This is a genomic window from Streptomyces sp. NPDC002004, from assembly GCF_053593975.1.
Genome location: NZ_JBSFDP010000011.1, coordinates 150205 through 170317, shown reverse-complemented (window position 1 = coordinate 170317; position 20113 = coordinate 150205). Strand labels below are relative to the sequence as shown.

Below are 20113 nucleotides of genomic sequence, written 5' to 3'. Positions count from 1 at the left end.
GTCGGTGATGCTGAGGGGATGACGTTGAGGATCGGCATCAGCGGCCTGCCGTCCGAGCGACTGCGGTTCGCAGCCTCCCCGCTGGCCGAGCTCACCGCGATGCTGCACGTGTTGGCCGAACCCGGGCATCATCCGCAGTTCGCCGGCTGGGCCGGGAACGTATGGGCCGGGCTCCGGCCGGAGCTGGCCGAGCGGTTGCGGGAGGCGGAATTCCTCTGGCGTTCCTCACGAGCCGACTTTCTGCTCCCCTCACGGCCTCGGCCGACCCTCGCCGAGGAGTTGGACGACGTGGACCGGATCGACGACGAAACGTATGTGACCGCCGCGCTCGTCACCACGTGCGGCAGCAACCGGGTCCACTTCGGCGCGCCGTCGCCGCTCACCGACGCGACCGCGCGCGAGCGGGCCCTGGACCTGGCCCAGGCTCGCGGTACGCGGCAAGAGGCCTTCGCAGAACGGCTGCTCGCGGAGCCGGCCGCCGTGCGGGCTCGGGTGCGCCACACTCTCGAACAGTGCGCCGAGGCGTTCTTCGACGCCGCCTGGACGGACGTCGCCGTGCAACTGGCCACCGACCTGCGCCTGAAGAACGACCTGCTGAGGCACCAGGGCATCGGGGCGGCACTCGCGTCGGTCTCCGGCGCGGTCACCCTGGCGTCGGACGGCGACTGCATCATCGTGGACAAACTGCAGGACACAACCACCGCCGCCCACAGCACCGCGGTCACCTTCGTCCCCAGTGTCTTCGGCAGTCCTCACCTGGTCGCGGTCCACGCGCCCGGGTGGCAGCCGGTGGTGCAGTACCCCGTGGCCGAGCCGAGTCCATCAGAGCCGGTATCGCTGGAAACGGTCACACTACGGCTGGAGGCACTCGCCCATCCGGTACGGCTGCGGCTGCTGCGCACCCTGGCCCGCGGCGCGCACACCAACGGTGAGCTGGCCCACGCCTGGGAACTCTCACCCCCGGAAGTTTCCCGCCACCTCGCTGTCCTGCGCCGCGCGGGTCTGCTCACCGCCCAGCGTCACGGCCGATACGTCCGTTACGCCCTCAACCTGACCGATCTGACGGCGCTGGGCGACGACCTGCTGGCGGCCGTACTGCGCTGAGCGGCTTCGATCCGCCGAACCGCGGGCGACCGCTGCCTTCGCAGCATCGTCCGCGGGGCTCGGACGTCCCCGCCGCGCTCGGGACAGCGTGGGCGCCGACAAGGCGTACAGCAATCCGCAAGATCCGCACCTACCTCCGCAAGCGCGGCATCCGACACGTCATGCCGGAGAAGAAGGACCGCAGGGCCGCCCGCCTGCGCCGGGGTTCACGCGGCGGACGGCCTGCGGGCTTCGACAAGGACCGCAACACGGCGGAGAGAGTCATCGGCAAGCTCAAGCAGTTCAGAGCCATCGCCACCCGACATGACAAGCGAGGGCACGTCTACCTCGGCACTGTCACCGCCGCCGCTCTCCCCATCTGGCTCCGATCAGGATTCGGCAGGCAAGAGCGCGGCGATCTCACCCAGAACTCGGGCCGCCGGTGCCGGGTCGACCAGCCACTTCAGGTGGCTGCTGGTGAGCGTACGGACGTCGTAGGGGTTCTCCGGCGTCAGCGCGTCGCCCTCGCGGATCATCCGGTCCTGCATGGCGAGCGGCACGCTGGTGTCCTCAGTCAGCCGGACGTACGTCTTGGGGATCCGCCCCCAGCTTTCGGGCCGCGCCCGGTCATCGGGCGTGCCGACGTCGAGGTTCTCGTCGGGCTGGAAGGTGTTGAGGAAAACCATGAACTCCTCGTCCGTCCCGTCGGCGAGGAAAGCCGCCTTGAAGGCTGCGAGGACGCCAGGGTCGGCGGTGCGGAAGTTGGAGCGCAGCAGCCCGAGTTCGGCAGGGTTCCCGACCATCGCCGATGCCAGCCCCGTGGCGTCGACCGTGGCCATCTCGGGCTCGGCGTAGTAGGCGCTGACGTCGAGGTCGACGGGGCACCAGGCGGAGACGTAGACGATGCGGTCGATCAGGTCGGGCCGCTGGTTGGCTGCGACGGTGGCCGTCATGCCGCCGCGGCTGTGTGAGACGAGGATGACGGGCCCGTTCCGCCTGGCCCGCTCCAGTATCCCGATGAGGTGCGCGGCGTTGTCGGCGAGCGTGACGCCCTTGATGGCACCGGGCTCGGTGGCGAGACCTCCGAGATCCTGCGGCGCCTGATAGGCGCGCGGATACGTCGCGGCGAACCCGTGCCCCGGAAGATCGACGGCGACCGAACGGTGTCCGAGGAGGCCGAGTTCAGCCTGGAGTGGTGCGAAGGAGAAGGAGTTCGCGAAAGCTCCGTGAACCAGTACGAACGTCGGTTGCATCTGTCTACACTCACTTTCTGGTCCTCTGCGGCGTCGGCGGCACGCTCATCGCTCTTACCGACGCCGCGAACCACCTCGCGGCCGGGGAAAGACACGTCGTCCTGCTGCGCACCAAGGCCAGCCGCGGAGACGTCTTCATGCATGGCAAGCGTCAGCGGTCAAGCGCGGAGTCACGAGGGCAGCGCGCGAACGGCTGCCCACTGTCCGGTGATTCACATTACTCAGTGAAAGATCATCCGCACTACCCGGACGAGCCCTTCCACTTGTGCACTTCGCCACCCATCAGCGCACGGCCTCGGCTTCGACGGACGGGCCTTCTCATCACCGCTATTGCGGGGGACCCCTCCCACCCTGGCCAGGGTTGCAGGCAATCCGGCGTGAAACCGGTGGAACTCAGGCCACGGCGAACGGGAAGCCTTACCACAGCCTCTGGGGAGCCTCGCTGCCGAAGATCGAAGAGAACGCCCCCTAGTTGTGGGTACTGTTCCGTCGGGTGGGACCGCCAGTGGAGGTGAAGCGTCCGCAGGGCGGAGGCCGTCGACGCGCGCGGACCGCGAAGCCCTCGCCGCGTTCGTCTTGGTGGCCACCTCGGGCTGTACTGACGGCAGTTGCCGTCGGCGTTCGGGCCGGCTCGGCCCACGGCCTGCCGGCAATTTCCCCAGTGGAGCCGGGACCGGGTCTGGGCCAGGCTCCCCCGCGTCGTCCTGGACGAACTCGGCAGCCGGGGTGAGCTGCGCTGGGCCGCGGTGCGCGATCGACTCCGTTCCCACGGCAGCGGAAGCGCTTCCGCCACTCATCCGTGGTCACACTCGTGCTCCGCGGAAGCCCACCTTCCCCTGCGTGCATCAGACCTACACGGGTCGGGCCGCCGAAGGAATGTGCCCCAGCAAGATGGAGGGTGGCATTCGGGTCAGGAGAAGATCGCGTGCACCTGATCAATCGCTTCGGGACCGTAGCCAACCGTACCAACGGGGACCGCAGCGTCAATCGCCTCGATGACGCGACCGGCCCACACCGGTCCGAACCCCCCGCACAGCTCGATCAGTTGCACGCCTTCGCCCACCAGACGGCGTGCGACCTCGATCCCCTCCTCGGGCTTCTCAACTCCCACAAGGACGGTGCGGCAATTACCGGTGTCCACGACACTGACATCGCCGCCTGCGGCACTGCCGGCCGCCGTGTAGATGAATCCCCAGTGTGAGAGCGCCATGTGCATGGACCTCCTCTGATCGCCGAAGCCACCAGCCAAGCAGAACCAGGACGGGGTGTCTCCGGATCGGAGGTGACACCGTGAGTGATCCCCGCCTCACTCCGAAACGCCGGGCGTGGCACCAACACCCCCCTGAATCCGCCGGATGCGTGAAACGATCGCCCGCGTGGGGGGTGAGTCCGAATGCATCGTTTTCCTGGCGAGCCACTGTGGGTGCCCAGAACGCGCGGGTGACTCGAATTCACGATGGCCGGACAGCCAGTCAAATGGCTTACAAGGCCGTGAGCCGGGGCGGCGGGCAGCGCTTCACGTGCGATCTGCCGACACGGCCTCCGGCAGTGACGGCTACGCCATGCCGGCCTCATCAGGCATACCTGGGTCTCCCGAACTTACGAATGTCCCGGATCAACCACGAAGAAAGGTATAGACACCGTGCCGCTGCCCGCGTCACCCGTACTGCTCACCGGGGACGACCTGGTCCTGCGCGAATGGGAGGAGGCGGATCTGCCCACCATGGTGGAGCTGTTCGACGAGCCGGACATCGCGGACCGGGCTCCCCTGCGCTCCCCCATGCAGAGGTTCGGACCGGTCGAGGCGAGCGAACACCTGGAGATGATCCACCACGCGCGGGCTGCAGGGCAACGGCTGCATCTCGCCATCACGGCCGACGGCCACAGACCCCTGGGCGAGGTGTCGCTTCACATCACCCGCGCCACCATCGGTTACGCCATCGGCACCGCACACCGTGGACAGCGGCTGGCTCAGCGCGCCACACGTCTGCTGACCGGCTACGCACACCAGAGCCTGGAACTTCCACGGGTACTGCTGGAGATCGAGGCCGACAACGCCCCGAGCATCACCATCGCCCGCGGCCTGGGCTTCCGGCCGACGGGTGAGGAGCCGCGGCGGGTGGAGGGCGTATACCGGGCCTTCGTCCTGCACCTGTGGGCACATGACGCCCCCTCAGGTCCCGGACATCACGCCGCTTCCTAGCGGGTCGTCGGCCCCATACTCCGGCAGAAGCACTGACTCGGCGACGGACCCACCCAGGTCGATGAATCCTCGCCGCTGGCTGTCCTGTGTAACGACTGACGGCACCCAGCTGTCCGCCACCGCCGCATCCTCCGTGCCGGAAAGTGCGCACCCTGGCATCCGACGCGACGCAAGTACGCCTTGACAATTTGAAACTGTCAAGGCGTACTTGCATCATGCCCCTTCCGGACCTGGACGATCTCATCGCGGAAGTCGACCGGAGATGCGACACCGCACACCGCTCCGACGGACAAGAGCAGCCCGACTGGCTCGCCCTCCTCACGGTCGCAGCCCAACTCTCAGGCCAGCTACAGGCACTGGCAGACGACCTGGTCGAGGACTACGTCGAGCACTGCCGAATGCACGGCTCCTCATGGACAGACGTCGGCGCCGCCCTGGGCGTCACCCGACAAGCAGTCCAGCAACGCTTCCACGCCCCGCACAAGCGCTACAGCCCCGACACGATGACCGACGAGCTCCGCCAGGCCATGGTCCACGTCAAGCAAGCGGCGGTGCAGCACCGTAACAACTACATCGGCACTGAGCACCTGCTCTATGGACTGACTGCGGAGGACAACGGCGCCACCCGGCTCCTCCAGACCGCCGGTGTCCCGCCGGAGACGGTCCACCGGTCCGTCGGAGCCCGGCTGAGCATGGGCGCCTCCCAGGCAGCCGAGCGAATCGCTTGGACTCCCTACTCCCGCAAGGCCATCGCCATCGCGGAGGCACGATCCGAGCAGAACGGCTCCGACCGCATCGGCTGTGACGACCTGCTGATCGGCCTTGCCCAGGTCGGCCGCGGAGTAGCTGCCAACGTCCTGATCGAGGCCGGCATCGACCCGGCGGCCCTCGACACCACACCTGCCGGCGCCCACTCTTCCCAGCACGGGTGATCACAATTCATTGAACTGTTTTCCAGGGGCCCGCCGACCTCACCGTCGGCGGTGCCCCGCACCGCTCCCCACTCCCTCACTCTTCAACTGTGGGAAAGGTGCAGCTCCGGCCGAGTCCAGAGGGAAGACGCCGACGAGCTCCCTACGGCCGACTTTTTGTCCCGGGGGTTGACTCCAGCAGGGCGGACCTTGCCCCCGCCGTCATCCCTTGCGCAGGAGAAGAACTGCTTGAGTATCAGGTGGCGTTGACGCGGGCGATGAGCAACGCCACGTCGTCACAGCCTTCCGGCTCGCGTAGGGCTTTGACCAGGTGTCGGCACCGCTCTTCCGCTGATGCGCATGCCGTGATGAGCTCCTGAAGTAGCGCCTCGAGACGCTCGTCGACTGTGAGACGGCGACTTCCGATCAGCCCGTCGGTGTACATCAACAACTGGTCTCCGGGTGCCAGATGGATAAGGACAGCCTCTTCCGGCGTGCTGCCGAGACTGCCGGCTCCAAGTGGCACGCCCGTCGGAAACCCGAGCAGTTCGGGCGGTTGATCGCGCCGCATGAGGACGGGGGGTGGGTGGCCTGCGCTGGCAATCTCACAGATGCGATGTCTCGGGTCGTAGACGGCGTAGGCCACGGTGGCGATGTAGTGCTCCAACGCACTGGTCGTTCTGTCGAGATGGTGCAGGACTTCGACGGGGCTGAGGCCGAGGCCTGCCAGCGTTGATGTTGCGGTGCGCAGCTGGCCCATCGTGGCGGCCGCTTCAATGCCGTTGCCCATCACATCGCCCACCACGAGCGCCGTTTTGTCCCCGGCCAGCGCAATGACGTCGTACCAATCGCCTCCCACGTCGCCGGCAGCGCCGGCGGGAAAGTACTCCGCTGTGATGTCGAGCCCGGGACGCTGCTGGCTCGGCCGCCCTGGCAACAGGCCGCGTTGGAGGGTGGAGGCTATGGTGCGGGCGTTCTGGTACCAACGCGCGTTGTCGATGCCGATCGCGGCACGTGAAGCCAGTTCGTAGGCCAGCGCGCCGTCTTCCTCACTGAACGGCAGGGGATTGCGGGTTCGGACCAAGCTTGCGACGCCGAGGATTTCACTGCGGGCAATGAGCGGCACGGCCAGGTAGGAATGTGCTCTTCCATCGATGGGAGCCGCGTCCTCTGCTGCGTCGCCGGCAATGAGCCGGCTGTCTTGATCAGCGAGGCGCGGGACAAGCTGTCGTCGCCTGGTGCGCATGCACTGGGTGATCACATGCTGGGATTCATAGCCCGCGATGCGACAGGGACCAGTCGCCTCCGGGGCGCCTTCTGACGGAAACCTGGCCTTCACTGCCAGGACCCGGAGCGGCGCCGCGGCAAGGTCGCGGTCCGTGAGCGGCGTGTCATCCGTCATGATCGAGTCGAGAACAACCACGGCTATGACATCGGCGAGCTCGGGCACCGAAACCTCCGCCAGTTCCTGGGCTGTCTGCTCCATATTCAGGGCCGCCCCGATGCGCTCAGCCGCATCGGCGATCATGGCAAGGCGCTGCCGCGCACGGACAGTATCCGCGGCCGCCCGGTGACGATCGGTTACGTCTATGACGGAGCCAGCCACTCCCAGTACCCCGCCGCGCGCGTCCTCCAGTCGGTAGAACGACCACGACCATGCATGGTCCTCATCGGGATCGGCGGGTGTGCGAACCGTGACGTACTGGTCGACCAGCGGCATGCCGGATGCAAGCACCTCGCGCAGATTCGCTTCGATCAGAGCGAACGACGAGTCAGGGAGCACTTCGCCCAGCGTCCGGCCGAGATGATCTTTTGCCGAGACGCCGTCCATCCTTTCCAGGGCTGGATTGACGGTCAAGAAGCGCAGCCCGGTGTCCAAGATGTGCATGCCGACGGGGGACTGATCAGTCAAGATCGTGGACAGGGCCAAGTCTCGTTCCATGCGGTGCAGCTTTGCCTCGTCCGTTGCGAGCCCCAGCGCATACACGTCGCCGCAGTCGTCGGTGAGGCGCATGTTGCGAAACTCCACCACACGTCTACTTCCGTCTTTGCAGATGACGGGGACCAACCCCACCCACGTCTGGCCTGTCGCCATGACATCGCCGAACTGCCGGATCACCGCGTCAAGGTCCTGGCTGCTGGCCAGAAGCCTGGCCGCGTACCGTCCCACGGCCTCGTCGCCGCGGTATCCGAACAATTGCGTGGCCTGCGGGCTCCAGAGCACGATCCGCCCCTCCGCGTCCACGACGACAGCAGCGACGCCGAGCAGATCCAGCAATCTGCTCGCTCCCGAGATTCTCACGAGAGGCCCGTTATCCCCGATCCGGGACATGCCCCATTCCGTCATCCGGGACACCCCCTTTGGTTCGCGCCGATCGACTCGCGGTGCGACAGCGGCAATGCTCGGACGATGTCCGATATCCATGGTCCAGCTTCACGCCGGCATATGCCTACCTTGCGGAGGCCCCGTGACGGCGCCGACAGACTGGGTGACGTACCGAATGATCTGGCCCCCGACCGGACAACGACCCCGCACGGAACTGGCTGCGCGCCGCCCGCCGCACCGTGACAGCCGGCTCTTGCCGGCCGACCCGGTGGATGCCCACCCAGTGCAGTCGAACAGACAGTACTGCGCAGTAGCACGCGGCGGCCCGGGTCGGGAGCGCGAGGCATATTCCGGACTTCGTCCGGGCCGCTGCCGCTGCTGAGCAGAGGATCCGCAGTGGCCGACGGGTGGCCCTCACCGCCGTCAAGGACGTGGAGCCGGTCACCGGCCGGCGTCCCCGACACGGGCGTGGACGCTACATCGGGGGATCGATGTCCTCGCTCCCGGCACCGCCAGCCTTCTCGCTCTGTTCCTTCAGCTGCCGAGCCTCGTCCAGCAGCCTGCATCCGTCATGATCGCTCCTTCGATTTCGTTGAAAGCGGTGCCATCCCAGCGAAGCAGCCTCCCCCGTCCCGTCCCGCATCTCCGTGCGCCCCGGGCCGGAGACTGTGCTGGGGCCACGTGCGCGGCCCTGCCGGACGGACGCCCCACAGGCATGCCACCAGGCACCTCGGGTACCCGCGAAAGGGTGGCGCTCACGGCCGCACAGGTCCATCGGAAGGGAGCCAGGTATGAACAAGCACCGCCGCGAGACACACGGCGAACCCGTGCCGAGGGACACACCGGACCGGCAGGCGTCGGATGCCGAGGACCGTTGGGAGCCGCGGACGGCCGACCGCGGTCCGCGCCGCTCCGGGGATGTTCCCGATGTCGACGAAGCTGGAGCAGGACCGCGCGGTGGCCCGCCCCGGTCGGGCGGTGTGCGAGCGGATCAGCCCGTGCCGGACGAGCCGTCCGGCTGATCAGGAACGGCGCGTCTGCCCCGGTTCAGGGCGATGGGCTCGGCAGTCCGTTCTCTTCGGCGCTTCCGCGCCGCCACGAGCCGTGCGGCATGCGCCGGTCAGCTCCGTCCAGGAGGCGCGACTTCTGGGAGGTGAGGACGGCGGAAAGTTCAGCAGAGGGTGACCGCGGGGCGGCCATGCCGTTGGGGCCGCGCCTGGAAGCTGCGTTCGCCGGGCTTGAGGCCGGCATGGTGCTGACCGACCCCGGCGGCAGAATCACGATGGTCAATCCGGCGGCCGAGCGCATCCTCGCACGAGCGGCCCGTGCACTGGTCGGCACCGACGCGCACGACCTGCTGCACCGATCGGCAGAGGGGTCGCTGCTCCCCCGTGCGGAATGCGAGATCCTCGCCGTCATGAGCAGCGGCCGCCCCCGGCGCGGTGGATTCGGGATGTTCCTCGACGGCAACGGCCATCTCGTGCCGGTGGACTGGTCTGCCGCACCGGTCCTGCAGGACGGCAGTACCAGTGGTGCCGCCGTTCTCTTCACGGATGCCACGGAACGCCTCGCGGTCGAGCAGCGACAGGCTCACCATCTGGCCGCGCTGGAAGAGCTCACCGAACGGCTCACCCTGCTCACCGAGATCAGCACCGCCCTCACCCGCCCGATGGACGCGGAGGAAGCAGCAAGACAGCTCGGCGCCCTGCTGGTGCCGCACATCGCCGAGTGGGCCGCGGTGGACCTGCGGGGCCGTTACGACGCATTGCACCGCATCGTGGTCCTCGCTCCCGAGGGCATGGCCGCCGACGATACCTGGCAGGGGCCACTACCTCCTGTGCCCGAGGCCTCGCGGTCCCACCTTGCCCGGGTGCTGCGCCGGGGTGATTCCGCGCTGCTCGGGCCCGACGAGATCGGGGGGCCTACCGACTGTGCGTTGGCGTCCGTGCAGTCCACGATGTTCAGGTCGTTCGCGACCACGTCGGCGATCATCGCTCCTCTGCGGTCGCCGAGGGAAGTCCTCGGAGCGCTGACCGTGGGACGCTCGGATGTGGCACATCCCTTCGACACGGCGGAGCTGATGCTGATAACGGACATCGGCCGGCGCGCAGGGTTGATCATGGACAACGCCCGATTGTTCGGGCAACAGCGGGACATCGCAGCCACCTTGCAGCGTCACATGCTTTCCTCGCTGCCCCGGCTGGAGAACCTGCAGCTGGCGGCACGGTATCTCCCGGCTCCCGCCGGGGCACAGGTGGGCGGCGACTGGTACGACGCCTTCTCGCTCGCCGACGGGGTGACTGCACTGGTCATCGGAGATGTCTCCGGGCACGACCTGCCTGCCGCCGCGGGCATGGCCCAGCTGCGGAACATGCTGCGGTCACTCGCGTGGGACCGGGTGGAGCCTCCCAGCCTCATCGTCGATCGCCTCGACCGGGCACTCCCGGCGATCGCAGACGTGCCCATGGCCTCCCTGGTTCTCGCCCGTATCGAAGGGCCCGTGGACGGCGCGTGGCGACTGAGGTTCTGCAATGCCGGCCACCCGCCGCCTCTCCTGATCGGTCACGACGGCGACGCCCGGTACCTGAACAGCACCGAGAACCTGCTGCTCGGCACTCGACTGCCGGGCGTCCCTGCGCGCGCGGACAGCAGTTCGCCCCTTCCGTCCGGTTGTACGCTCCTGCTCTACACGGACGGACTCGTGGAATCCCCGGATGAGGACCTGGATACGGGACTGGAGCGGCTGAGGCGCCACGGCGCGGCCTTGGCACACCATCCGTTGGAAGACTTCTGCGACGAGGTCCTCAGCCGCATGGGCCATACCGGGCACGACGACACCGCCCTTCTTGCCCTGCGTCTGCCTCGAACGGGGGCGGACGCGGTATGAGGCAGTCCCGGTGACCCGGCACTGTGATGCCACGTCCACCACTGCCGAACCCGCGGTCTCCCCTCGTTCAGCGCTGGCACTCCGGGCACCAGACGGTCCGCCGTCCGGCAATCCGAGTCGAGCACAGGGACCGGCCGCAGCGGGGACACCGCGGCTCGCTGTCATCCCTGCGCCCGGTGAGCCATGAACGCCGCGGCGGCACGCAACCAGCACGCACGGATGCTTCGAGCACCCGCCCCATTGCAGCATGAACCTGCCGCAACTCCCTCTCGCTCAGGTCCCGCGCCGGCCTACGAGGGTCAGCACGAGCCCGCCAAAGAATCTCGTCGCACAGGAGATTCCCGAGACCCGCGATCACCGACTGGTCCATCAGCGCGCTCTTGACCCCGCCACGTCGCTCCCACAGCAGTTCTTGGAATTCCGCCCGGCCCACGGTCAGGGCATCGGGGCCCAACCCCTCCAGAACTCGGGCGACAGCGTTCTCGTCGGCCAACTGCACACCCTGGAGCTTGCGTTGATCGCGATAGCGTAGATCCCGGGTCCCGTCGAGCGTCAGCACGATGCGGTCGTGCGGTTCGATCGGCTCGACCGAAGAGCAGCACCGCAGTGACCCCGTCATGCCGAAGTGCCAAAGGAGCGTGGGGCCGTCAACCGTCGGCACGAACAACCACTTGCCGTGGCGCCACGCCTTCCCGAAGCGTCTTCCCTTCAATTCCCTCCCCAGCCGTCTCTCGGTGACACCATGCAGAACCCCGGTGTCCCGGACCTCGACACATGTGACACAGCGGCGGCGGCTGCAGGTCATCAACACCTGGCGAAACGCCTCGACATCCGGTAGTTCGGGCATGAATACACCCCGTCCTTCCGTGCGCTTACGCTGCGTCGAGCACGTTCGCAGCGATGCGGAGGTCCGAGACCAGGCCCGCGTACACGGCATCGCGGTCGTCGTCGGCGCGCAGCACTGCGGCCGGGTGAATCGTCGCCACCCACCCACGGATGCCCCCACCTCCGGCATCCTGCTCGTTGCCGAGGTGGTCAGGCCACGGCAGGAGCGCGCCGCGCTGCTCGGACACCCGGAACGACGATCCGAGCAGCGCCTTGCCCGCGGTCGAGCCGAGCGCAATCACCAGCTCGGGGGAAACGAGCCGCAGCTCCGCCTCCAGCCACGGCCGGCACGCCGTCATCTCCCGCAGGTTCGGCGCCTTGTGGATACGCCGCTTGCGACCCTCCGGGATCGTGAACTTGAAGTGCTTGACGGCGTTCGTGACATATGTGCCGTCCGGGTCGATGCCCGCGTCGGCGAGCGCTCGCTCCAGGACTCTCCCCGCGGGCCCGACGAACGGCTTGCCCAGCCGGTCCTCCTGGTCTCCCGGCTGTTCACCGAGCAGCAGGACGCGCGCCGAAGTGTCGCCCTCGCCGAAGACCGTTTGCGTCGCGTCCTGGTACAGCGGGCAGCCACGACACTCGGCCGCCGCCTTCCGCAGTCCGGGCAGACCCGCGCGGCGCCCGGGCAGAAAGGGTGTGGCGTCGTATTCCTGTGCCGCTCGTGTGTCGGAGGTGGGTGCCATGTCCATCACCGCCTTCCTTCCGGTCCGGCCGGGCGAACGGGGCTCCGTGAGGCGCCAAGGATCGAGGAAAAGGCTGATCACAGCCGAATCACTGCCGAGGTACCCACAATGACACCTCGGAAGCGCGAACCCCGTCGCCGAAGTGTCGCTCGGTCACCTGTCGACACCCCGGTGGGGGACCCGTGGGCGAGCCTTCGCGCTGCGATATCGCGTGTTCAGCGCACGCGCATCCCGTCCGGCATGCATTCCTCGTGGCACGGTGACCTTAAGTGGCAACGTGACCACGACTGCGCCCCGAACGCAGTGGCCGCGGCTCACGCCTCCACCGCCGAACCCGGGTGAAACCGGTCCGAGGAGGCTCGCGGTCATGCGCAACGAGGAACGTCTGAAACGGCACAAGAAGCAAGGCGGCACCACGCTCGACGGCACGGCACACCGTGATGGCACCGGGTACGTAGCGTTGGTCAGGCCTGGGCGGCCAGCGCGGCGCACAGCACCGCGACGCCGACTGCGAGCCAGGCGAGGTAGTCACCGAGGTGGCCGGAGTGCAAGCGGCGAAGTGCCCGGATGGCACGGGCGACCGGGTGCCGCTCGGCCAGCTGGGGCCTACGGCGGTGGACGGCTGCGGCGGCGAGTGCGCAGGCGATCCCCACCGAGAGCACACCGAGTGCAACGCCCGTGCCGGTCCAGGCTTCCGCCGTGTGGGCGGTGGGTGGGGCCGGCTTTCCTGCCAGCACCGCGGCCGCATAGCCGGCAGGGTCGGTAAAGGTGGCTGCGCCACCCGCGAGCGCCGTAGCTGCGGCGGGAACGCATCCGAGAGCGGCAGCGAGGGCCAGCAGTACTGCCGGTACGACGGTCATCGCGGGTGGCAGGCTGCGCTGCGGTGAACGGACTTCGGGCTCCTCGCCCTCCCCGCTGGTCTCCTCATCACCTGGACGGCTCTGCGGCACCGGCCCTGCGCCCCAGAAGATCCTGAGGGCGGCACGCAGTACGGCGCCGCCGGTGACGGCCGAGGCGGCGATGAACACCGCCACCAGCCAGGGCTGCCAATGGGCGGCCGCGTCCTCGGCCAGGGCCTTGCCCTGGCCGGTTCCCAGTGGGGGAAGGCCGGCAAGCGCCAGGGCGCCGACGACGAACAGGACTCCGACGAGCCGCAACGAGCGGGCTCTGCCGTGCAGACCGTGTTCGTCGACGGAGCCGAAGCGGTCGAGCAGAACGCCGGTGAGCCCGAAGAGGGCGGCCTTGGCCAGCCCATGGCTGACGACGTAGACAACGGTTCCGGCCACGCCGTCGGGGGTGAGCAGAGCAATGCCGATCAGGAACAGGCCGACATGGCTGACCGTGGAGAAGGCCAGCATTCTTTTGAGATGGCGCTGTTGCCAGCACATCACGGCGCCCAGCAGCGCGGTCAGGATCCCCAGGGCCGTGAAGGTGGCGCGGAACGCCCCGTGCGGGATGCCGCCGGGGCCGGCGAAGACGATCCAGTACAGGCGGCCCGTGCCGTAGACACCGAGTTCGACCATGACGCCGGACATCAGCATGCACACGGGGGTGGGCGCGACGGCGTGGGCGTCGGGCAGCCAGAAGTGGAAGGGGACGGCTGCGGCCTTGACCAGGAACGCGGTGACGACGAAGACGAACGCCACGACGGTCAGCAGGTCCGTCTGCCGGCCGGCAAGCTGCTCGCCGAGCCGGGCGAGGTTGAGCTCCCCGGTGCGGGCGTAGAGCAGTCCGATGCCGAGCAGAGAGCAGTAAGCGGCGAAGGAGGTGACGATGCCGAAGGTGATGGCGCCCTGGAGCGGGCGGGGATCCTCGATGCGGTAGCCGGTGAGGGCGTAGGCAGCAGCGCCCATGAGTTCGAAGAAGACGAAGGCGTTGAACAGGTCACCTGTAAGCGCGAAGCCGATCATGCCGGCCTCGAAGAGCAGCAGCAGGGCGGGGAAGATACCGGCGCGCTCGCCTTCGGGTTCGTCGAAGTAGCGCCAGGAGTAGACGACGACGGCGAGCACCAGAACGGCGACCAACAGGGCCAGCGTGGCACCGATCGGATCTGCGGCCATGACGATGCCCAGTCGGGCGGGCCAGCCGCCGAGGTGTGCGGTCGCGATGCGGTCGCTGTGTGTCCACAGCGCGGTCAGGCAGGCCAGTTCCACAGCGGCGGCCGTTGTGGCGACCACGTCGCAACCGAGGCGGTGCAGCCAACGGCCCGCGACGGCAAGGAGAGCGGAACCGAGCAGGGGGATGGCCACGGCGAGCGGGAGCAGTTCCTGGCTCGTCATGCTCAGCCCTTGAGGCCGGTGAGGGCCTGGGGGTCGACGGTGTGATGGCGTTTGCGCAGCTGGATGATCAGGGCGAGCAACAGCGCGGTGACCGTCGCGCCGACCACCACATCTGTCAGGGCCAGCGCCTGCACGACGGGGTCGACGACCGGCCTCGTGCCTGGAGTGAGGTCGGAGTAGACCGGGGCGGTCGCGCCACGTCGGTAGCCGACGGCCAAGAGCAGCAGATAGGTGGAGGACTGGGCGACGGCCAGACAGCCGGTGGCGTGGATCAGGTTGCGGCTGGTGACCAGGCCGTAGAGGGCGATGAGGAGGACCCAGCCGGCGGCGAGGTAGGGCCAGATTCCCACTAGCGGACCCCCTCTCTCTGTTCCTCGGGGTCGGTGAGTTCGACGGCCTGGTCGAGGAAGTGAGCCAGCAGGACGATCAGTCCGGAGGCGACTTCGATGCCGACCGCGGCGTTGAGGACGGGCACGGTGCCGCCTGAGGTGATCTGGTTGAACGTGCCCAGCGGCAGCACGTTTTGCAGAAACGCCGCGCCCGCCACCATGGCAGCCAGGCCGACGAGGGTGAAGGACGCGGCGGCCAGTGAGTCCGCGACGTCCAGGACGGTCAGCGGCCGGATGCGCTGCAGCACGCGATAGTCGGCGGCGACATAGGCCAGGTGCAGGGCGGTGGCCAGGACGACGCCGCCCTGGAAGCCGCCTCCGGGGCTGAGCTGGCCGTGCGCCACGATGTACACCCCCACGACCAGCGTGATCGGCAGCAGCAGCACTCCGAAGAGTCGCGTGGTGGGCAGTACTCGCCCCGCTTCCGCACGACGATGGCGTTCGCCACGGGCCCGGCGTAGCAGCAGCGTCGCCCCCAGCACGGTGCCGAACAGGATGGACTCCTCCCCCAGCGTGTCGTACGCGCGGATGTCGAAGTTGACGGAAGAGACGACGTTGGCCGTCCGGTGGGCCAGGGCGGCCGCCACGGCCCGCTCGCCGTACGGGTGGGCGGCTGAGCCGAAGGGCGGCAGTTGGAGGCAGGCAGCGGTGAAGCAACCCGCGATCACCGTGGCCGCGGCCAGGAACATGACCAGCCGGAAGCGGGCGCTCACTGTTGCTCCTCGCCGTCACCGCCGGCGCGGCGGGCGACCTTGCGGACCGTGAGGAGGATCAGCAGCGGGGTCAGAGCAGTGCCGACCGCCAGCTGGGACAGTGCGACGTCGGGGGCCTGCAGCACCGCGAACAGCACCGCCAGACCCAGGCCCAGGGCGGCGAGGACGACGGCCTGTCGCGCCGGATTGCGGGTGAGCACTGCCATGGTCGCCGCAATGACCACGAACGCGAGCGCTGCGCCGATCAGCCAGTCGTTCACGACCCACTCCCCTCCTCTGCCTGCCTCGAAGCTTGGGCGATGGCGATAGTGGTGACCGTTCCCCCGATTGCGAACAGCAGACCGATGAAGAGCGTTTTCATCGCAGCCCGCCCCGCTCCCTGGTCGGTGGCAACCGCCACGGCGATCAGCGGCATCCCGGCACAGGACGCCAGAGCGAGGGCGTGCAGCCGCATCACAGTCCCCCGCAGGCGAACCAGCGCGGCCGCGGAGAGGAAGAGGAATCCCACGCCCGTCCACACCAGCGCGAGCACGACCATGTGACCTACCGTCATATCGCCTCTCATACCCATATTTCCTGCCTGGCGTCCAGCCGACCGCGCCGCACGGAGCGGTCGGTCATCCGTCGCTGCGGACGTCGTGCCGGGCCGGCCCCTCCTCGTGGCCCTGCCCGGCGACGAAGCGGGTGAAGACCAACGTGCCGGCGGGGGCCAGCACAGCCAGCATCAGCGCGAGATCCTGATACGACGGCCGCTGGTATGCCCCGGGCAGCAGGAGGAACACGGCACCGACCACGGTGGACAGAAGGGATAGGCCCGCGAGGCGACGCACCGTGCTGCCGCGTGCCACCACCCAGAGGCACACCGGCACCGGACCGACCAGCAGGACCAGGACGGCAACCGACCAGATGTTCACTGCGACCGGTCCAGTCGTCGCACGGCCATTTCCACCGGACCCGCACCGGAGCTCAGGGCGTGCACCAGCACCTCGTCATCGCGAGGAATGTCGATGACGCATGTGTCCGGCGAGGCGGCCAGCATCACGCCGGCCCAGCCCGCGTCCACACCCCGGCGCAGGGCGATGCGTCGAAGCACGGCACCCTCAGGGTTTCGCACCATCATGGTCAGCAGCGCGGCACAGCCGCGCAGAACCGCGCCCGGCAGCAGGGCCGTGGCCCGTGCCGCGTGGCGGGCGCCCTGCCACCCGAGGCCGGTTGCCAGGCGCATCCGTCGTGCCGCAAACGCCGCGCCCAGTGCGGAGAGGCCTGCCACGATGAGCTCGACCGGCGAGAGCGAACTGATCGACACCACCACGATCGCCGTCAGCACCCCGCACCACACCGCGATCTCCACGAGTCCTGCGCGCACTGTCTCTCCCTGTCGGCCGTTGCCGGGGTCCGATCTGGTTCACGCAGCCGGCGCGCGGCCGGCTCCACCTGGTGCCGGCCACGCAGCAGCCGTCCGGAGCTCCATCCCTCTCGGCGGAGCGGCAGGCGACGGGCTGGGAACCGGCTTGGCAGGCACGTTCCTTTCGCCCTTCGTGTTCCGAGCAAGCACCCACTTCTCGATGTGCCCGTTTTGGCGTTCGCGCTGTGGGCTGGATCCGAGAGGCATGGTCACTGACTCCAGACTGGTGCCTGCGGGACGCGTGTACCCCGCATCCCAGATGCCAACCCGGGCCCGCCGGCAGGTAAACCGGGGATCACCCGCCCGGCCCTCGGCGGGCGCGGCGAGCACGCGCAATCCATCGCCGGCGGTGCCCGGGTGTTCCGTGGCTCCGGACGTGGCGAACGGGCCGGCTATCCGCTGATGTGTGTGCGAGTCGCCGGATCGCTCAGCTCGGCCGGCCGGCGCCCCGGGGAGGTCGTACTGCTCGGGCGGCCCATCGCCGAACTCTTGGTCGGTCCCAGGCACGACCTCGGCGAGCGAGGCACCGCTCCCTTCGCGGGCAGCCCGGCATCGGCTACCGCACCCATGCCCGGGAACGCCATGCAGCGGACGCTACATCACATCCCCCGACTCACTGATGGCTTCCAGCAGCGCGGTTGCGGTCTCATTGTGCGGGGTGGGGATGCCCAGTCGGGCACCCGCGCGCACCACCGCGCCGTTACGTGCATCGTATTCCAGTGGGCGGCCTGCCAGGCGGTCCCACAGCATGCTGCTGCCGGACTCGGCCGGCATCGTCCGCAGCCTGGCAATGACCTGGTCGGCCAGGTCGCGACGCGCTCACGGTGCTCGACACCGTTCAGCAGCACCGCGACACGGGTACCCGCATCGCACAGCCGCTCCAGCCAGGGCGCAGCCCCCGCCGTCTGATGCGCCTTGGTCGCCAGCACCAACCACTCGACCGTAGACATCTGAGCAGGGTCGAGAACTTCCGGAATCGATGTGCTCTCGACCGCCCCGTCGGACCGCACGATCCGCGGCCTGCCCAGCGGCGAGCGCACGCAGGCAGTCACCTCCATGCGCCCCGTCGAGGCCAGGCCCGCGGCCATCACGCCGCCCACCGCGCCCACACCCACCACCGCAACACGCGTCATGACCACCGACCCTACCCGCGAGTAGGGAGAAGCGTGATTGCTGGTTTCGAGAGGCCGTGCCGGCACAACATGCGCCCCTTGCCTATCGCCACCTGCCCGGCATCTCGAGCCTGGCCCGCGGACTTGTCTCCAGCCACTCGGCAGTACCTGCGGCGCTCTCCAGAGCCCTTGGTCCTCGCCAGCGACGGCCAGGCCCCGTGTCGCTCATCGATGAACTGCGCAACCGGCCCCCGCACTGGCGCGGCGGTCGCGGGCGTCGAAGTCAGTGGTGCGGATCAGCGGTGAATCCCGGCCGACTCGTAGTCGAGCTTTGCAAGGAGACGGAACCAGACTTCCGCGCGCACCCTGTCCAGCGGCGACCGGTCTGGGCGGAAACCGGCCCAGGGAGCCGGTGACGACGACGCGGAGTCAGAACTGTTGTTGCCATACAGGTGATTGAGTACCAGGTCTTCGATCATCTGCCGGTGCGTTCTGTCCGCACGGAGTCGCTGAGCCGGGAGCCCGTCCCCCCATTCGGTGAACACGCGCAATTCAGGAGTGAGCGATTCCGCATGGTGCCATGTGTCGTCGCTCCACTGACCGGCCCCGAGGGTGCTGTCGAGGACACCTCTCATCCATTGTCCGGATGCCGTGTTGATCGCCTGCGTGAAGGCGTTCCACTTCCTCGTCTTCTGCTTGCCCCGGCCTCGATGGGGATTACGGCCGATCGGAACGGAGAACCGGATGGTCGGTGCCTCGGTGAGGTAGAGGTCGAACTGTCGTCTTTCCCCTTCGCCGCCCAACCGGACGAACTCCGCACCCAGTATCCGACGCATCGCGTAGGTCGCAGGCGGGCGCCATTGAAGGCCCCTCATGAGCCTGCGCTGAACTGTGACACCCGTGCCGTCAAAGCTGACACGGGCACGGGAGGTTGCCACGTGCAGGACCGACGAGTCGAACTGTGCTGGCATGCTTTCTCCAGGGACGGTGGTGCAGGGAAGTCACTTCCGCGAGCGTGGGCGGCTGAACGTGGTGGTGAGTGGCACCGTCGAGCCAGCCCGCTGTTCCAAAGGCAGGAGCACTCGGGTCCAGTGGGTGCGACGGGGAATGCGGCGTCCGGCCCGGTCATGTCGTACGGGATGCACTCGGGCCGAGCAGTTCGTCGGCGATGGCTGCCGCTGCCGCCGAAGAGACCACGGCCGGCGCTTCGAGCCCCCACAGGCCGGCCAGCTCAGCCGCAAGCCGCAGTTCCGCCTGGCGCGCACTGGCCTCCTCTCGCTCGCGGGCGTTGACAGCCTCGCGTCGTGGGTTGCCGATCTTCTCCAGAAGGGACTGCATGTGGTCACGGCCGAAGCGGGGGAGCATCCGCCCTCAGCGTCGGGTGATGGGGCGTCAGGCCGCACGGTGCGGAACATCAGGTCTACCGTAGGCAGAACCAATGGTGCCAGATGACTGAGGCCGGGGGCGGAGATGCGGCAGGAGGCTGCGTGGGTTCCGTCACGCATCGCCGTCCCCGCCCCCGACGACGGCGCGCCTACCCCTGTTTCCCTTCGGGACGCCTCCGTCCTGTCCGTAGGTCGTTGCCACAGCATGCGCGTAGGGCCCGGCCATCGGGGGAGACGGCCGGGCCCTACGCAAGGGGTACATGTGCGGCGTCAGGTCACCATCGGTACCAGCGGCCGCGGCCACCGCCCGCACTGGTGGAACGCATGACAAAACCGAGCAGCCACAGCACGAGAACGACTAGAGCCACCCACCACAGAATCTTGACGGCGAAACCGGCACCGAAAAGAACCAGAGCGAGCAGCAGAACAAGAAGCAGGGGAACCATAGTTATCAACCTCCTGACCCGCCATGTGCCCTGTCAATTCAACTCTATTCACCGAGCGCAGCCTTGTTTGTGAAGGAAACGCCGGGGCAACAGTGGAGGGTTACCGCGACAGCGGCACCCTGGCAATGAGGAGGCACATTCCATGAGTACCAG

Annotated in this window: 20 protein-coding genes and 3 pseudogenes; 6 read left to right on the top strand and 17 right to left on the bottom strand. The window is 68.3% G+C overall.

Annotation, left to right across the window (positions count from 1 at the left end; genetic code table 11):
- Window positions 1-18: 18 nt before the first annotated feature.
- Window positions 19-1104: a DUF5937 family protein gene (locus ACWCP6_RS19195; RefSeq protein WP_450933641.1), complete on the top strand. Its 1086-nt coding sequence runs from the start codon at window positions 19-21 to the stop codon at window positions 1102-1104.
- A gap of 55 nt (window positions 1105-1159) precedes the next feature.
- A pseudogene (locus ACWCP6_RS19190) lies at window positions 1160-1472 on the top strand (IS5/IS1182 family transposase); the annotation flags it as partial.
- Here the strand turns inward: ACWCP6_RS19190 and ACWCP6_RS19185 are convergent.
- Complete coding sequence (locus ACWCP6_RS19185; protein ID WP_450933640.1) at window positions 1473-2336, bottom strand: alpha/beta fold hydrolase; 864 nt, start codon at window positions 2334-2336, stop codon at window positions 1473-1475.
- Window positions 2337-2808: 472 nt separating this feature from the next.
- Here ACWCP6_RS19185 and ACWCP6_RS19180 point away from each other — a divergent pair.
- Window positions 2809-3113, top strand: a pseudogene (locus tag ACWCP6_RS19180) (transposase); the annotation flags it as partial.
- 133 nt (window positions 3114-3246) lie between these two features.
- Here the strand turns inward: ACWCP6_RS19180 and ACWCP6_RS19175 are convergent.
- A complete protein-coding gene (locus ACWCP6_RS19175; protein WP_450933639.1) occupies window positions 3247-3546 on the bottom strand; it encodes a DUF6506 family protein in 300 nt (99 codons plus the stop codon).
- A gap of 432 nt (window positions 3547-3978) precedes the next feature.
- Here ACWCP6_RS19175 and ACWCP6_RS19170 point away from each other — a divergent pair, with 432 nt between their 5' ends.
- Together ACWCP6_RS19170 and ACWCP6_RS19165 are read left to right on the top strand one after the other, a co-directional pair.
- Entirely contained in the window at window positions 3979-4539 is a 561-nt protein-coding gene (locus ACWCP6_RS19170) for a GNAT family N-acetyltransferase (protein ID WP_450933638.1), read from the top strand.
- A 215-nt stretch (window positions 4540-4754) separates the two neighbouring features.
- Window positions 4755-5471: a Clp protease N-terminal domain-containing protein gene (locus ACWCP6_RS19165; protein ID WP_450933637.1), complete on the top strand. Its 717-nt coding sequence runs from the start codon at window positions 4755-4757 to the stop codon at window positions 5469-5471.
- A 235-nt stretch (window positions 5472-5706) separates the two neighbouring features.
- On the opposite strand, the gene ACWCP6_RS19160 is transcribed toward ACWCP6_RS19165, so the two are convergent.
- Complete coding sequence (locus tag ACWCP6_RS19160; RefSeq protein ID WP_450933636.1) at window positions 5707-7728, bottom strand: SpoIIE family protein phosphatase; 2022 nt, start codon at window positions 7726-7728, stop codon at window positions 5707-5709.
- 1246 nt (window positions 7729-8974) lie between these two features.
- Here ACWCP6_RS19160 and ACWCP6_RS19155 point away from each other — a divergent pair.
- Window positions 8975-10663 carry a SpoIIE family protein phosphatase gene (locus ACWCP6_RS19155; protein ID WP_450933635.1) on the top strand — a complete coding sequence of 563 codons (1689 nt, stop codon included), beginning with the start codon at window positions 8975-8977 and terminating at the stop codon, window positions 10661-10663.
- Between the two features lie 67 nt (window positions 10664-10730).
- On the opposite strand, the gene ACWCP6_RS19150 is transcribed toward ACWCP6_RS19155, so the two are convergent.
- From ACWCP6_RS19150 to ACWCP6_RS19085, 14 genes and pseudogenes are all read right to left on the bottom strand, one after another.
- Entirely contained in the window at window positions 10731-11510 is a 780-nt protein-coding gene (locus ACWCP6_RS19150; protein ID WP_450933634.1) for an Fpg/Nei family DNA glycosylase, read from the bottom strand.
- Between the two features lie 25 nt (window positions 11511-11535).
- Window positions 11536-12231: a UdgX family uracil-DNA binding protein gene (locus ACWCP6_RS19145; protein WP_450933697.1), complete on the bottom strand. Its 696-nt coding sequence runs from the start codon at window positions 12229-12231 to the stop codon at window positions 11536-11538.
- 464 nt (window positions 12232-12695) lie between these two features.
- Window positions 12696-14510 (bottom strand): complex I subunit 5 family protein, encoded by a 1815-nt coding sequence (locus ACWCP6_RS19140; protein ID WP_450933633.1) that lies wholly within the window; start codon window positions 14508-14510, stop codon window positions 12696-12698.
- Window positions 14511-14512: 2 nt separating this feature from the next.
- Complete coding sequence (locus ACWCP6_RS19135) at window positions 14513-14860, bottom strand: NADH-quinone oxidoreductase subunit K (protein ID WP_450933632.1); 348 nt, start codon at window positions 14858-14860, stop codon at window positions 14513-14515.
- Entirely contained in the window at window positions 14860-15612 is a 753-nt protein-coding gene (locus tag ACWCP6_RS19130) for an MnhB domain-containing protein (RefSeq protein ID WP_450933631.1), read from the bottom strand. The genes ACWCP6_RS19135 and ACWCP6_RS19130 overlap by 1 nt, the downstream gene beginning before the upstream one ends.
- Window positions 15609-15872 carry a Na(+)/H(+) antiporter subunit B gene (locus tag ACWCP6_RS19125; RefSeq protein WP_450933630.1) on the bottom strand — a complete coding sequence of 88 codons (264 nt, stop codon included), beginning with the start codon at window positions 15870-15872 and terminating at the stop codon, window positions 15609-15611. The genes ACWCP6_RS19130 and ACWCP6_RS19125 overlap by 4 nt, the downstream gene beginning before the upstream one ends.
- Entirely contained in the window at window positions 15869-16150 is a 282-nt protein-coding gene (locus ACWCP6_RS19120) for a monovalent cation/H(+) antiporter subunit G (RefSeq protein ID WP_450933629.1), read from the bottom strand. Before ACWCP6_RS19120 ends, ACWCP6_RS19125 begins: the two co-directional genes overlap by 4 nt.
- 79 nt (window positions 16151-16229) lie before the next feature.
- Window positions 16230-16526: a monovalent cation/H+ antiporter complex subunit F gene (locus ACWCP6_RS19115; protein WP_450933628.1), complete on the bottom strand. Its 297-nt coding sequence runs from the start codon at window positions 16524-16526 to the stop codon at window positions 16230-16232.
- Complete coding sequence (locus tag ACWCP6_RS19110; protein ID WP_450933627.1) at window positions 16523-16978, bottom strand: hypothetical protein; 456 nt, start codon at window positions 16976-16978, stop codon at window positions 16523-16525. Before ACWCP6_RS19110 ends, ACWCP6_RS19115 begins: the two co-directional genes overlap by 4 nt.
- A 633-nt stretch (window positions 16979-17611) precedes the next feature.
- Window positions 17612-17824, bottom strand: coding sequence for a ketopantoate reductase family protein (locus tag ACWCP6_RS19105; RefSeq protein WP_450933696.1), 213 nt, complete (start codon window positions 17822-17824; stop codon window positions 17612-17614).
- Window positions 17825-17877: 53 nt separating this feature from the next.
- Window positions 17878-18105: pseudogene (locus ACWCP6_RS19100) on the bottom strand (2-dehydropantoate 2-reductase N-terminal domain-containing protein); the annotation flags it as partial.
- Between the two features lie 320 nt (window positions 18106-18425).
- Window positions 18426-19100, bottom strand: a complete 675-nt coding sequence (locus ACWCP6_RS19095) for a hypothetical protein (RefSeq protein ID WP_450933626.1) — start codon at window positions 19098-19100, stop codon at window positions 18426-18428.
- A gap of 154 nt (window positions 19101-19254) precedes the next feature.
- A complete protein-coding gene (locus ACWCP6_RS19090) occupies window positions 19255-19467 on the bottom strand; it encodes a hypothetical protein (RefSeq protein ID WP_450933625.1) in 213 nt (70 codons plus the stop codon).
- A 322-nt stretch (window positions 19468-19789) separates the two neighbouring features.
- Complete coding sequence (locus tag ACWCP6_RS19085) at window positions 19790-19960, bottom strand: hydrophobic protein (RefSeq protein ID WP_450933624.1); 171 nt, start codon at window positions 19958-19960, stop codon at window positions 19790-19792.
- Between the last annotated feature and the right edge of the window lie 153 nt (window positions 19961-20113).

Excerpts from the sequence above, each read along its gene's own strand:
- ACWCP6_RS19085 (WP_450933624.1), bottom strand. The coding sequence starts at position 19,960 with ATGGTTCCCCTGCTTCTTGTTCTGCTGCTCGCTCTGGTTCTTTTCGGT.
- ACWCP6_RS19120 (WP_450933629.1), bottom strand. The coding sequence starts at position 16,150 with ATGGTCGTGCTCGCGCTGGTGTGGACGGGCGTGGGATTCCTCTTCCTC.
- ACWCP6_RS19155 (WP_450933635.1), top strand. The coding sequence starts at position 8,975 with ATGCCGTTGGGGCCGCGCCTGGAAGCTGCGTTCGCCGGGCTTGAGGCC.
- ACWCP6_RS19095 (WP_450933626.1), bottom strand. The coding sequence starts at position 19,100 with ATGCCAGCACAGTTCGACTCGTCGGTCCTGCACGTGGCAACCTCCCGT.
- ACWCP6_RS19165 (WP_450933637.1), top strand. The coding sequence starts at position 4,755 with ATGCCCCTTCCGGACCTGGACGATCTCATCGCGGAAGTCGACCGGAGA.
- ACWCP6_RS19150 (WP_450933634.1), bottom strand. The coding sequence starts at position 11,510 with ATGCCCGAACTACCGGATGTCGAGGCGTTTCGCCAGGTGTTGATGACC.
- ACWCP6_RS19195 (WP_450933641.1), top strand. The coding sequence starts at position 19 with ATGACGTTGAGGATCGGCATCAGCGGCCTGCCGTCCGAGCGACTGCGG.
- ACWCP6_RS19175 (WP_450933639.1), bottom strand. The coding sequence starts at position 3,546 with ATGGCGCTCTCACACTGGGGATTCATCTACACGGCGGCCGGCAGTGCC.
- ACWCP6_RS19145 (WP_450933697.1), bottom strand. The coding sequence starts at position 12,231 with ATGGCACCCACCTCCGACACACGAGCGGCACAGGAATACGACGCCACA.
- ACWCP6_RS19185 (WP_450933640.1), bottom strand. The coding sequence starts at position 2,336 with ATGCAACCGACGTTCGTACTGGTTCACGGAGCTTTCGCGAACTCCTTC.
- ACWCP6_RS19090 (WP_450933625.1), bottom strand. The coding sequence starts at position 19,467 with ATGCAGTCCCTTCTGGAGAAGATCGGCAACCCACGACGCGAGGCTGTC.
- ACWCP6_RS19140 (WP_450933633.1), bottom strand. The coding sequence starts at position 14,510 with ATGACGAGCCAGGAACTGCTCCCGCTCGCCGTGGCCATCCCCCTGCTC.